Source organism: Ralstonia chuxiongensis, assembly GCF_024158925.1.
Lineage (GTDB): Bacteria > Pseudomonadota > Gammaproteobacteria > Burkholderiales > Burkholderiaceae > Ralstonia > Ralstonia chuxiongensis.
Genome location: NZ_JAMYWC010000005.1, coordinates 147,160 through 160,625 on the forward strand (window position 1 = coordinate 147,160; position 13,466 = coordinate 160,625).

9 protein-coding genes and 2 tRNA genes are annotated in these 13,466 nt (G+C 64.2%); 4 read left to right on the top strand and 7 right to left on the bottom strand.

The genetic code is table 11. The features are described from left to right. Positions 1–289 precede the first annotated feature (289 nt). Positions 290–4,390 (bottom strand): phosphoribosylformylglycinamidine synthase, encoded by a 4,101-nt coding sequence (purL, locus tag NKG59_RS17800; protein WP_253539552.1) that lies wholly within the window; start codon positions 4,388–4,390, stop codon positions 290–292. A 147-nt stretch (positions 4,391–4,537) separates the two neighbouring features. Next, positions 4,538–5,107 (bottom strand): winged helix DNA-binding protein, encoded by a 570-nt coding sequence (locus NKG59_RS17805; RefSeq protein WP_009238068.1) that lies wholly within the window; start codon positions 5,105–5,107, stop codon positions 4,538–4,540. An 85-nt stretch (positions 5,108–5,192) separates the two neighbouring features. Between NKG59_RS17805 and NKG59_RS17810 the strand changes: the two genes are divergently transcribed. Together NKG59_RS17810 and pgi are read left to right on the top strand one after the other, a co-directional pair. Next, positions 5,193–6,788, top strand: a complete 1,596-nt coding sequence (locus NKG59_RS17810) for an NAD(P)H-hydrate dehydratase (RefSeq protein ID WP_253539555.1) — start codon at positions 5,193–5,195, stop codon at positions 6,786–6,788. Positions 6,789–6,860: 72 nt separating this feature from the next. After that, positions 6,861–8,480 carry a glucose-6-phosphate isomerase gene (gene pgi, locus NKG59_RS17815; RefSeq protein ID WP_253539558.1) on the top strand — a complete coding sequence of 540 codons (1,620 nt, stop codon included), beginning with the start codon at positions 6,861–6,863 and terminating at the stop codon, positions 8,478–8,480. Positions 8,481–8,489: 9 nt separating this feature from the next. On the opposite strand, the gene NKG59_RS17820 is transcribed toward pgi, so the two are convergent. Continuing rightward, positions 8,490–9,200, bottom strand: coding sequence for an ABC transporter ATP-binding protein (locus NKG59_RS17820; protein WP_253539561.1), 711 nt, complete (start codon positions 9,198–9,200; stop codon positions 8,490–8,492). Positions 9,201–9,273: 73 nt separating this feature from the next. Between NKG59_RS17820 and NKG59_RS17825 the strand changes: the two genes are divergently transcribed. Both NKG59_RS17825 and lepB read left to right on the top strand, forming a co-directional pair. Beyond that, complete coding sequence (locus tag NKG59_RS17825) at positions 9,274–9,882, top strand: arylesterase (RefSeq protein ID WP_301288196.1); 609 nt, start codon at positions 9,274–9,276, stop codon at positions 9,880–9,882. Positions 9,883–9,966: 84 nt separating this feature from the next. Beyond that, positions 9,967–10,659, top strand: a complete 693-nt coding sequence (gene lepB, locus NKG59_RS17830; RefSeq protein WP_253539578.1) for a signal peptidase I — start codon at positions 9,967–9,969, stop codon at positions 10,657–10,659. A gap of 89 nt (positions 10,660–10,748) precedes the next feature. Here lepB and NKG59_RS17835 read toward each other — a convergent pair whose 3' ends face one another. From NKG59_RS17835 to NKG59_RS17850, 4 genes are all read right to left on the bottom strand, one after another. Continuing rightward, the gene (locus NKG59_RS17835) at positions 10,749–12,689 is read right to left on the bottom strand and encodes a SurA N-terminal domain-containing protein (protein WP_253539580.1); all 1,941 of its coding nucleotides are present in this window, start codon (positions 12,687–12,689) and stop codon (positions 10,749–10,751) included. A 157-nt stretch (positions 12,690–12,846) separates the two neighbouring features. Then, a tRNA-Asp gene (locus tag NKG59_RS17840) sits at positions 12,847–12,923 on the bottom strand. Positions 12,924–12,967: 44 nt separating this feature from the next. Further along, a tRNA-Val gene (locus NKG59_RS17845) sits at positions 12,968–13,043 on the bottom strand. A gap of 67 nt (positions 13,044–13,110) precedes the next feature. Further along, positions 13,111–13,437: an HU family DNA-binding protein gene (locus tag NKG59_RS17850; protein ID WP_394373637.1), complete on the bottom strand. Its 327-nt coding sequence runs from the start codon at positions 13,435–13,437 to the stop codon at positions 13,111–13,113. Positions 13,438–13,466 lie beyond the last annotated feature (29 nt).

Below are 13,466 nucleotides of genomic sequence, written 5' to 3' on the forward strand. Positions count from 1 at the left end.
TTGACCCCTCGTTGCATAGACCCATGGGTCGGGCGCTGGCCACTGAGAGGCAGGACCGCGGCGCAATCGACCCATTTTTGTTTGTTGTTCTCTGGCGCGCCGTCCGGTGGATACCGTCTTTTTTCGACTTATTGATGGGGGCGCATGCGCGCGAAATATAACACTTGCCTAGGAAATATTGCCCTGGCCATTGGTAAGCCCTGCTGTGCCAGGTCTGCTGCCCTCGCCAAGGGCAAAAAAAAACGCGCCGAGTCACCCCGGCGCGTTTTTTTCTGGTGCAGCAGACAGGTCAGCCCATCCACTTCCGCGCATTGCGGAACATCCGCATCCACGGGCTGCTGCCGTCGCCGGCGGTTTCCCATTCCTTCGGATGCCAGCTCATCTGCACGGCACGGAATACGCGTTCCGGGTGCGGCATCAGCGCGGTGAAACGGCCGTCATGCGTCGTCACCGAGGCAATGCCCTGCGGCGATCCGTTCGGGTTCAGCGGATACGTCTGCGTGACTTCGCCGCGGTTGTCGACGTAGCGCAGGCCAACGGCCACCTTGCCAATGTCGCCCTGCTGCGAGAAATCGGCATAGCCTTCGCCGTGCGCAACCACGATGGGAATGCGGCTGCCTTCCATGCCCGCGTAGAAGATCGACGGGGATGCTTCGACCTGCACGGTCACCAGCCGGCCTTCGTACTGCTCCGACTGGTTACGCGTGAACTTCGGCCATGCGCCGGCGCCCGGGATGATCGGGGCGAGGTTCGCCATCATCTGGCAGCCGTTGCACACGCCAAGGGCGATCGAATCGGCGCGGTTGAAGAACGCCGCAAACTGCTCGGCCAGCATGCTGTTGAAGAGAATCGTCTTCGCCCAGCCTTCACCCGCGCCCAGCACGTCGCCGTAGCTGAAGCCGCCGCAGGCGACGAAGCCCTTGAAGCCGGCGAGCGTGGTGCGGCCTGCCAGCAGATCGCTCATGTGGACGTCGTAAGTGTCGAACCCGGCCTTGTCCATCGCGTAGGCCATTTCGATCTGCGAGTTCACGCCCTGCTCGCGCAGGATCGCCATGCGCGGGCGGGCACCCGTGGCGATGAACGGTGCGGCCACGTCTTCCGCAATGTCGAACGTGAGCTTGGGCGAGATGCCCGGGTCTTGCGCGTCGAGAATGCGGTCGTACTCGCTCTGCGTGCACTCGGGGTTGTCGCGCAGGCTGGCGATGCGCCAGGAGACGTCCGTCCACGTGCGTTGCAGTTCCGTGCGCTGCGCGCTGAACACCTTCTTGGCGTCGCGCCAGATTTCGATGTGGTCGTTGGCGTTGGGCGCGCCAATCACGTGGCTGCAGCCGGCCAGGCCGTGCTCGCGCAGCACCGCGAACACAGCGTCGCGCTGAGCCAGGGGCACCTGGATGACGGCGCCAAGCTCTTCGGCAAACAGCGCACGCAGCGTCAGGTCGGCACGGCGGCCGGAGACTTGCTGCGCCCAGTTCTTGGCGTCGCCATGGTCGGCTGCGTCGTCCAGCGTGAGCATGTCGACGTTGATCGACACGCCGCAGTGGCCCGCAAACGCCATTTCGCAGACAGTCGCCCACAGGCCGCCGTCCGATCGGTCGTGGTACGCCAGCAGCGAGCCGCTCGCGTTCAGTTGCTGGATGGCAGCAAAGAAGCGCTTGAGGTCTTCGGCGTCGTCCACGTCGGGCACGCTGTTGCCGATCTGCTCCGTGACCTGCGCCAGGATGCTGCCGCCCATGCGGTTCTTGCCGCGGCCCAGGTCGATCAGGATCAGCGTGGTGTCGGCCGGCGCGTTGGCCGATTCAACCTGCTTGAGCTGCGGCGTGAGCGTCTTGCGCACGTCCGTCACCGGCGCGAACGCCGAGACGATGAGCGACACGGGCGCCACGACTTCCTTGGCAGCGCCCTCGTCTTCCCACTTGGTGCGCATCGACAACGAGTCCTTGCCCACCGGAATGCTGATGCCCAGCGCCGGGCACAGCTCCATGCCGACGGCCTTGACGGTGTCGTACAAGCGGGCGTCTTCACCGTTCACGCCGCAGGCGGCCATCCAGTTGGCCGACAGCTTCAGTTGCGTGAGCGAGTCGATGGGTGCAGCGGCGATGTTCGTGATGGACTCGCCGATGGCCATGCGGCCCGATGCGGGCGCGTTGATGACGGCCAGCGGCGTACGCTCGCCCATCGTCATCGCCTCGCCGGCGTAGCCTTTGTAGTCCAGCGTGGTGACGGCCACGTCGGCCACCGGCACCTGCCACGGGCCGACCATCTGGTCGCGCGTGTTCAGGCCGCCAACGGTGCGGTCGCCAATGGTGATGAGGAACGACTTGCTGGCAACGGTCGGGTGGCGCAGCACGTCGCGCGCGACGACTTCCAGGTCCAGGCCGGTGACATCGACTTCCGGGAATTCCTGCGCGACGCGGTGCACGTCACGGTGCATGCGCGGCGGCTTGCCGAGCAGCACGTCCATCGGCATGTTGACGGGGAAGTGCTCTGCGACATCGGGTGCAGTGTCGCTGTCGACGACTTGCAGTTGCTGTTCATCCGTGGCGAAACCGACCACCGAGAACGGCGCGCGCTCGCGCTCGCACATGGCCTGGAAGCGCGGGAAATCGCCGGGGGCAATCGCCAACGTGTAGCGCTCTTGCGATTCGTTGCACCAGATTTCTGCCGGGCTGAGGCCGGATTCTTCCAAATGCACCTGGCGCAGGTCGAAGCGCGCGCCCTTCTCGGCGCCGTCGACGATTTCCGGGAAAGCGTTGGAGATGCCGCCCGCGCCCACGTCGTGGATCGACAGAATCGGGTTGTCTTCGCCCAGTGCCCAGCACGCGTTGATGACTTCCTGCGCGCGGCGCTGCATTTCGGGGTTGCCGCGTTGGACCGAATCAAAGTCCAGGTCAGCGGTATTGGTGCCAGTGGCCATCGAGCTGGCAGCGCCGCCGCCCATGCCGATGCGCATGCCGGGGCCGCCCAGCTGGATCAGCAGCGTACCGGCCGGCAGGCCGTGCTTGTGCGTGTGCCCAGCGTCGATATTGCCGATGCCGCCAGCAATCATGATCGGTTTGTGATAGCCGCGCACGGTGCCGCCAACGTTCTGCTCGTAGACGCGGAAATAGCCGCCCAGGTTGGGACGACCGAATTCGTTGTTGAACGCAGCACCGCCGATCGGACCTTCGATCATGATCTGCAGCGGCGAGGCGATGCGGTCAGGCTTGCCGACCGGGCCAGGTGCGGCTTCATTCGGGTTGCGGTGTGCCACGGGCTGCGCCGTATCGCGGGCGTTTTCCCACGATTGCACCGCTTCCGGCAGCAGCAGGTTCGACACGGTAAAGCCGGTCAAGCCCGCCTTGGGCTTGGCGCCGCGGCCCGTTGCACCTTCGTCGCGGATTTCACCGCCGGCGCCGGTCGACGCGCCCGGGAACGGCGAGATGGCGGTCGGGTGGTTGTGCGTCTCCACCTTCATCAGCGTGTGCGTGAGCGCTTCGCGGCGGCCGTATTGCGGCACGCCCGTCGTGCCTTCCGTGCCTGCGTGCGGGAACCAGCGCTCGGCCATGCCGCCTTCCATCACGGCGGCGTTGTCCGAATACGCGACGATCGTGCCCTGCGGCGCGAGCTGGTGCGTGTTGCGGATCATCGCGAAGAGCGACTTGTCCTGCGTCTGGCCGTCGATGGTCCAGTCGGCGTTGAAGATCTTGTGGCGGCAGTGCTCGCTGTTGGCCTGCGCGAACATCATCAGCTCGACGTCGGTCGGGTTACGTTCGAGCTTGCGGTAGGCGTCGACCAGGTAGTCGATTTCATCATCGGACAGGGCCAGGCCCATCTCGACGTTGGCGGCTTCCAGCGCACGACGTCCAGCATCATGGCCGCCGCCAATGTCCACAAAGCGCAATGCTTTAGCGGGCAACACGTCGAACAGGCCATAGCCGGCTTCGCGCGTGTCGATCACGGTTTCCGTCATGCGGTCGTGCAAGTGCTCGGCCACGGCGGCGCGGGTGGCGTCGTCCAGGTGCTTGGCGGCACCGGTCAGGCTGCGGATGAGGCCCTTCTTGCACGTGACGGTAAATTCCACGCCGCGCTCGATGCGGTGAATTTGCGGCAGTGCGCAGTGGCGGGCAATTTCCGTCGCCTTGCTGGCCCAAGGCGAGATCGTGCCGAAGCGCGGGATGACCACAAAGCGGTCGCCCTCGACATCGGCCGGAGCGGGCGAACCGTAGGTCAGCAGCGCTTGCACACGGGCAGATTCATCGGCCGACAGCGGCGTGTCGGCGGCCACGAAATGCAGGTATTGGGCACTGACGGCATCGATATCGGGATCGATGCGCTTGAGGGTGGAAAGCAGGCGTTGCTGACGGAAGGCGGACAGCGCGAGAGCGCCGGGAAAGCACGAGAAATGCGCCATGGTGGGCAAGGCAGGCAGTAGCTGGAAGGAGGAGTTCCCGGCGTGCGCGGGGAAACCGCTATTGTACCTTGCCCTGCCCTCGTTACCGACCCTCAAATCGGCCGAAAATGGCGCTGCCTCGGCTGCAACCGACTGCAAACGCCCGTTTTACAGCGACGTGGCGGACCGTGCGGCCTGCTCGTACAGGCCCGTCAGCACCCGCAGCAGGCGCGCCAGCTCGCCAATCTCGGCATTTTCCTCGCCGCTGGGCGAAATATTGCTGGTCAGGCACTGCTCGCGGATCTCGCGGTAGCGGGCGCAGGCCTTTTCTCCGGCTTCGGTGGTGGTGTACGTGACTTCCTTGCCGTTGCGCGTGCCCTCCACCAGTTCCATTCCCTGCAGCTTCTTGAGGGAATACGTCACAAGGTGGGTGTCTTCCACGTTGAGCACGAAGCAGATGTCGGCCAGACGCTTGGCGCGGCCGCGGTGGTTGACGTGGTGCACCACCAGCACATCGAGGAAGGTCAGGTCGCGCACGCCGGCGGCTGCCATGCAGCGCACGCACCAGCGGTTGTAGGCGTTGTAGGCGGTGTTGAGCGCAAACTCGAACTCCGACAGCTCCGGGCTGCGCGCCGACACCAGATGCGACGAAGACACGATCGGCCCGCCCTTGCCTGCGTCTTCATTGGCTGCGGATTGCGGCAGATCAGCTTTCGGGGTGGTCGGCGATTTGGACATTGCAACGGGCTGGGAAAGGACCAGAAACGCGGGCTATTGTAAGAGAATAGATCGTCATGTCTGCACAGTGGAAAGCGTAGTTGCCATGTCCTCACACCCCGCTTGGCGCGAAATCCTGATCGACGGTGCCCTGGCCGCACACACCGGCGCCGACCTGCTCTTCGGCACGGCCGGCATCCGCGCACTGGAAGCGGCGGCTTACCGATCCCTCGAACCTTTCACCCTGATGGCGCGCGCGGGCGAAGCTGCCGCCGATTGGCTACAGACGCGCGCGCCACATGGGCACGTGTTGCTCGTTGCCGGCCCAGGCAACAACGGCGGCGATGCACTCGTTGCGGCGACGGTACTGCATCTGGCCGGGCGCGCCGTCACGGTGTGGCTTGCCGCAGACCCCGCCAAGCTGCCCGACGATGCGCGCCGCGCCTGGACGGAGGCTTGTGCCGCCAATGTCCCGATCGAACGTTTGCACGCGACGGCTTCCGTGCCGGCGGCCACCTCAGCCATCGTCGATGGCCTCTTTGGTATTGGACTCGCCCGGCCGCTGACGGGATTGCATGCGGCGCTGGTCGACACCATCAACGCCAGCGGCCTGCCGGTGTACGCACTGGACATTCCCTCGGGCTTGAACGGCGATACGGGCCAGCCGCCCGCCTCAGATTCGCCCGTTATCCAGGCGCGCGCCACCATCACCTTTCTCGCCGTCAAGCCGGGCTTGCTGACGGGCGATGGCCGCGATGCCTCCGGCGACATTGCGCTGGCCGACCTGCAAGCCGCGCAGCCCGCTTATGACGGCGTGATCGAAGCGGACGCATGCGTCAACACGCCGTCACGCTGGCTCGCGCACGTGCCACCCCGCCGGCATAACGGCCACAAAGGCACGTACGGCAGTGCGGCAATCGTGGGCGGCGCGGCCGGTATGGTCGGAGCGCCGCTGCTGTCGGCCCGCGGAGCGCTCTATCTGGGCGCGGGCAAGGTGCACGTGGTCTCGCTTGCCACCGATGCACCGCGTGTCGATCCCGCGCAACCTGAATTGATGCTGCACACCTGGGGTGCCCTCGACCTGGGCGGCATGCAGGCGCTGGCGGTGGGCCCCGGCATGGGTACCGGCAAAGAGTCAGAAGTCGCGCTCGACCATCTGCTGGACCGCCTGCTCTCGGCGCGCACGCCCGCCGTGTTCGATGCCGATGCACTCAACCTATTTGCGAAAACGCCGGCCCTGCTCGCGCGCCTCACGCAATTGGCCGGAAGCGGTGTCCCTCTGGTGCTAACACCGCATCCGCTGGAAGCTGCGCGCCTGTTGCATACCGATGCGCACGCCGTGCAGCGCGATCGGCTGGCCGCCGCCAAGGCGCTTGTCAATCGGACGGGCGCGGTGGTCGCGCTCAAGGGCTCGGGCACGGTCATTGCGGCGCCGGGCATCTCGCCGGCCGTCAATCCCACCGGCAACGGCGGACTCGCCACTGGTGGGACAGGCGATGTGCTGACCGGCATGATCGGCGCATTGCTTGCGCAAGGCATGGGTGCGCGCGAAGCCGCACTCGCGGCCGTGTGGCTGCATGGTCGCGCTGCTGACGATCTTGTCCAGGCGGGTGTCGGCCCCATCGGCTTGCACGCCAGCGAGCTATGCGCGCCGGCACGACGTGCGCTCAACGCCCTGCTGGCGTCGGACGTTCGCCGATAGAAAGCCGTCATACAGCGCCGTTATACTGCGCATTCGTTTTCCCGCACCAATCTCACGTCACATCCCGCCCGTATGCCCACAGCCCTACCCGCCTGGCAGTCCCTGACGCAACATGCTGAATCGATTCGCGCGACGCATATGCGCAACTGGTTTGCCGCGCCGGACGCCGAGGAACGGGTACGCGCCTTCACGCTGGAAGCGGCAGGCCTGACGGTCGACTACTCGAAAAACCGCATCACCCCTGAGACGCTCGCCCTGCTGCTGCAACTGGCCGACGAGACCGGCGTGCTCACGCTGCGCGATGCCATGCTGCACGGCGACCGGATCAACAACACCGAGCATCGCTCTGTCTTGCACATGGCCCTGCGCGGACAAGCGGAAGACGACTATCGCGCAGACGGCGAGCCCGTCATGCCCGAAGTGCTGCGCGTGCGGGCCCAGATGCACGACTTCGCCAACCGCGTGCATAGCGGCGCGTGGACGGGCCATTCCGGCCAGCGCATCACGGACATCGTCAATATCGGCATCGGCGGTTCTGACCTCGGCCCGCGCATGGTGTGCCGCGCACTCGACCACCTTGCCGTGCCGCAGGTGCGCGTGCATTTCGTCTCCAACGTCGACGGCACGGACTTGGCCGAAACGCTCGACCATCTGAACCCGGACACCACGCTCGCCATCGTCTGCTCCAAGACGTTCACCACGCTCGAGACAATGGCCAACGCGCACAGCATGCGCCGCTGGTTTGTCGAGCATGGCGTGGCGGAAAGCCAGCTCAAGCACCACTTTGTCGCCGTCTCTACCAACCGCGAGGCGGTCGTCCAGTTCGGCATCGACCCGGACAACATGTTCACGTTCTGGGATTGGGTTGGCGGGCGGTTCTCGCTGTGGTCGGCGGTGGGCCTGTCGATCGTGCTGGCGATCGGGCCGCGGCAATTTGAAGCGATGCTCGACGGCGCGCGCGCGATGGACCGTCACTTCGCCACAGCCGCGCCGCGCGAAAACTTACCGCTCATTCTCGGGATGTTGTCGGTCTGGTATCGCGGCTTCTTCGACGCGGCGAGTGCCTGTACCGTGCCGTACTGCGCGCCACTGGAGCTGCTGACCGACTTCATGCAACAGCTCGAGATGGAGAGCAACGGCAAATCCGTGCAGCGTACCGGCGCAGCCATCGATACCGACACCGGTCCCATCGTATGGGGCACGGCTGGTACCAACGGACAGCATGCGTATTTCCAGCTGATCCACCAAGGCTCGCAGATCGTGCCGGTGGATTTCATCACCACGCTGGAGCCGGTGCGCAGCCTGCCCGGCCACCACGCCAAGCTGCTCGCCAATTGCTTCGCACAGGGCGAGGCGCTCCTGCTCGGCCGCACCGCCGATGAAGTCCGCGCCGGCGGCGTCACCGACGAAGCGCTGGTGCCACACATGGTGTTCGAAGGCAATCGTCCGAGCACGACCATCCTGATGGAACGGCTCGACGCCGCGTCCTTCGGGGCACTCATCGCCTGCGCCGAGCACCGCACCTTCGTGCAGGGTGCGGTGTGGAACATCAACTCGTTCGATCAATGGGGCGTGGAGCTTGGCAAGAAGCTCGCCAAGCCGATCCAGGCAGAGCTGGAAGGTGCGCCCGCCTCTGTGGCGCACGATGCGTCGACGGCGGCGCTGATCCGCCGCGCCAAAGCCGCGCTCTGACGCAAACGTTCAGAGTTCGGTGACGGTCTCGTCGCCGACGAGATGCCCGGCTTCGATGGTGAGAATACGGCTGCAACGCGCCGCAACGGAGCGGTCGTGCGTAACCAGCACCAGCGTGGAGCCGGCACTGCGGTTGAGCTCAAACATCAGCGCGATTACGGCCTCGCCCGTGGCGGTGTCGAGACTGCCCGTCGGTTCATCGGCAAAGAGAATGGCGGGCTCGGTCACGAACGCGCGTGCCAGGGCCACGCGCTGCTGCTCGCCACCGGACAGCGTCTTGGGATAGTGCGACAGCCGTGCCCCCAGGCCAACGCGCTCCAGCAGAACCGTGGCGCGACGGCGCATTTCGGCGGTGCTGACATCGCCACGCAACTCCAACGGCAGCATCACGTTTTCAAGTGCCGTCAGATGGGGCAGCAGCTGGAAGGATTGGAAGACAAAGCCCACGTGGCTGCCACGCACCGCCGCACGGCCATCTTCATCCAACTTGAACAGGTCGTTGCCCAGCAGCTTGACCGAACCCGACGTCGGCAAGTCCAGGCCTGCGAGCAACCCAAGCAGCGTCGATTTTCCCGAACCGGAAGCGCCAACAATCGCCAATGTCTCGCCCCTTTCCACACGGAAGGCAACATCGCTCAGAATAGGCAACTCACCGGTGGCATCGCGCACAGTCTTGTGCAGCGAATCGACTTCAATCACCCAGGTAGCGGAAGACGACATGATTGGACTGGTAGGTAGTAGAAGACGCAGCGTGAAGTCACTTGTAGCAGCGTTTGGCTGCGCAGTGTTCGGCATGCTGCCACTCGCGCAGACGGCTGCAGCACAAGGCGCGCCGGCATCGCATCGCGTGGTGGTGCTGGGTGACAGCCTGTCGGCGGGATACGGCCTTGCGCAAGGCACAGGCTGGGTCGCGTTGCTCGACAAGCGCCTCAAAGAACGGAAGCCCGATTATAGCGTCGCCAATGCGAGCATCAGCGGCGACACCACGGCCGGCGGCCGCTCACGCTTGCCCGCCGTGCTGGCACGCGAAAAGCCCTCTGTCGTGATTCTCGAACTGGGCGGCAACGATGCGCTGCGCGGCCTCTCGCTTGCGTCCAGCGAGGGCAACATGAAGGCGATGATCGAAGCCTCGCAAGCGGCAGGCGCGAAGGTGCTGCTGGTGGGCATGCGCATCCCGCCCAATTACGGCCCGGATTACAGCGAGCGCTTCTTCGCCATGTTCGGCAAGCTGGCGCAGCAGTACAAGCTGCCGCTCGTGCCATTCCTGCTTGATGGCGTTGCACAGCGACCAGATTGGTTCCAGGAAGACCGCATCCACCCCATTGCCGCAGCGCAACCGACGATGCTCGATAACGTGTGGCCCAAACTGGAACCTCTTCTCAAAGCCCGTGTCGGAAGATGACAATTCTGCCGCGCCGACTTGCGCCAACAGGCGCATTGGGTTCCTGAGTCGCATGCGCGGCCACATCTCACACGGGCGGACACCATGAAGCTTCTGGCAAACGGGCTGCGTGCAGCGCGCGACAACAAGCGGTTCCTGGTCGGCATGTCGTTGCTCTTTGCCTTCCGCGCCTGCATTGCCGACTGGGCAGTCGTGCCCAGCGGCTCAATGAACCCCACCCTCATCGAGGGCGACTACATCCTGATGAACCGGTTAGCTTACGGTGTGCGCGTACCGGCCACCACCGTCTGGCTCAAACGCGGCAGCGAGCCTCAACGTGGTGATGTTGTCGTCTTCTCCTCGCCGGAAGATGGCACGAAGCTCGTCAAGCGGCTGATCGGTCTACCTGGCGATGTCGTTGAAATGCGCGGCGAAGCGCTCTACATCAATCACCAGCGCATCGCCTATACCCCATTGCCGGACGTCGCGCCCGGAGCGCTGCCCCAAGCGACGGCGACGCTGCCGCACGAACTCTGGTCCGAAGCGCTGCCCGGTCGCGAGCACACGGTGATGGTCTTGCCGGAAGTGCGAGCATTGCGCAGCTTCGGCCCTATTACCGTCCCTCAAGACCACTACCTGATGCTGGGCGACAACCGCGACAACAGCCGAGACTCGCGTTATTTCGGCCTCGTGCCGCGCAAGAACCTGATTGCCCGCGCTTCCCACGTGGCACTCTCATTCGATCCGGACCACTGGTACATGCCGCGCCTCGCCCGCATCGGCAAGCCGCTGGACTAGTCGCCCCCCCCCCCAAAGAAAGTACGCAAAGAAAAAGCCCCCTCAACATCGAGGGGGCTTTTTCGTCAGGCTACTCGCAGCGTGCCGTATCAGTCCTCTGCCGTATTGGCAGGTTTGCTGGCGTCAATCACGTTACTGTTGATCTTCACCTTCGAGCGCGCTTTCAGTGCTTCGTAGTAGGCATTGAACTCAGTCTGGCCAGCGGCCTGAGCCAGTTGCTGAGCATCGGCAGCGCGGCGCGCCTCGTCCACGTTGGCTGGCGGCAGCACCTTGTTGATGCGATACAGCGCGTAGCCTTGGGCACCCAGGTCCACGCCGATGGTGACCGGAAGCTTGGTCGCATCAGCACGCAAGATTGCCGTCAGTGCAGCGGGCGACGTGCCCTGTGCCTGCTGGCGCGAGACCGTCTGTGCTGCGCTGAAGCCATCGGCGCTGTTGCTCTGCTTCACTGCGGCCAGCTTCTCTTCGCCAGCCTTCTTGGCCAGCGCAGCCGCTTGCTCGGCGATCACCTTAGCCTTGACCTGCTCACGCACGTCGGCCAGCTTCTTGACCGTGGCGGGACGATACTCCGCCGCACGCGCCGCGACCAGCGTGGTCGGACCAACCTGGATGGCGGCCGTATTGCGGTGGTTCTTGATCACGTCATCTGCAAACAGCGCCTTGAGCACCTTGTCATTGCCGATCGGGCTGCCGGACTGCGCCGGGCTCGGCGTGCGGGTCACGTTGTCGGCCGTCTGAATCTGCAGCTTGAGCTTGTCAGCCACCGGCTTCAGGCTGTCGGACTGGTCTTCCACTGTGTTGGAAAACGCATCAGCCAGCTCCGAATACTTCTTGTTGGCGAGTTGCGTACGCAGTTCGCGTTCAAGCTCCGGCTTGACGGCTTCCAGCGGCTGCACGCCGCCGCCCTTCACTTCTTCCAGCTTGATGATGTGGAAACCGAAATCGCTTTGGACCACATCGCTGATGTCGCCCGGCTGCTTGAGCGCAAACAAAGCGTTCTCGAACGGAGGCACGGTCGCGCCCTTGCCCAGGAAGCCCAGTTCGCCGCCCTGCGCAGCCGAACCCGGATCGCCCGAGTACTTCTTGGCCAACTCGGCAAAGCTCGCGGGGTTCTTGCGCACCTCGGCAAGGACTTCCTCGGCCTTCTTCTTGGCGGCTTCCTTGTCGGCAGGCTTGGCGTTGTCGGGCAGCTTGATCAGGATGTGCGCGGCGCGGCGTTCTTCCTGTGTCTTGAAGCGCGCAGCGTTCTGGTCGTAGTACTCCTTGATCTGCTCAGGCGTGACCGGGATCTGCTTCATCATGTCTTCGCCCGAGAACACGACATACTCGGCCTTGACCTGCTCCGGCACGGAGAACTCCTGCTGGTGCGCGTCGTAATAAGCCTGAATCGCCTTGTCGTCCGGGTTGACCTTTGCAGTGTAGTCAGCCGGCTTGAACAGCAGCGCCTGCACTTCGCGTTGCTGATCGCGTACCTGGATCAGTCGCTCCACCAGCGACTTCGGCACGAACGCCGACGACACGATCGATTGCGGAATCTGTTGCTGCGACAGCTCAAAACGCAGATTGCCTTCCAACTGCTCGGGCGTCATGTTTTGCGCGGAAAGCAGGCGGACGTAGGCTTCCTGATCGAACGAGCCATCCGGCTTGCGCAGCGCTGCCACGGCCGGAATCTGCAGGATCGTGTCGCGAATCTTCTCGTTCGAGATGGTCAGGTTTGCACGCACAACCTCATTGGCCAAGACGCGTTGCTGGATGATGCCGTCGAGCACATCGCGGCGCATCTGCGGACCTTCGAACTGGCGCGGATCATATTGCGCACCAAGCATCTGGCGCAGACGCTCTGTCTGCTCGCGCACGCGCGCGTCGACTTCGTTGGTGGAGATGACCTTGCCGTCGACCTTGGCCGCGTCATGCGAGCTGTCCATGAAGCTCGAATAGCTCTGCACGCCGAAGAACACGAACGAAGGGAACACCAGAATCAGCAGCACCAGAAACATCAAGCGCCGATGCGTACGTACGAAATCAAGCATGCTGGACCGGAGGTGAATGGAAGATGGAAAATCCGGCGATTCTATCAGGTGCCGCCGACATTCCGGACAATCGCGGCACAGCGTGCAAGCATGACCTGCAACGCATTCGCCGCTGAAAAGACAAAGGCCCGAACGAATCGGGCCTTTGCACAGGATTTGGCGGAGCGGACGGGACTCGAACCCGCGACCCCCGGCGTGACAGGCCGGTATTCTAACCGACTGAACTACCGCTCCAAATTGGGTCGGACCATCCGACGCTGGAGCGGCAATACGAACGATGGTGGGTGCTGAGAGGCTCGAACTCCCGACCCGCGCCTTGTAAGGGCGCTGCTCTACCAACTGAGCTAAGCACCCGTTCGTACTGCCGGCGTGAGCCGGACTGTCCGGCGCCCGTGTTGTCAGTCACGAGCACCAAAGCCCGCTAGTTTAGCGCATCTTTCAGCGCTTTGCCAGGTTTGAATTTCGCAACCTTGCCGCCTTCGATCGTGATGGCCGCCCCCGTACGCGGATTGCGCCCATTACGCGAAGACCGCTTGCCGACGAGAAACGTACCGAAGCCGACCAGCGTGACCGACCCACCTTCGCACAACGCATCTTTGATGCCGTCGATCAGCGCGTCGATGGCGCGCCCCGCCGCGGCTTTTGACATGTCAGTTTGCGCCGCCACATGGTCGATGAGATCTGTCTTGTTCATCGTTCCACCTCCCCGAACACCCGCTAGTGTGGATTCATTAAAGTGGCCGCCAATCGACGTGTCAAGGCGAAGAACTGTGTGCC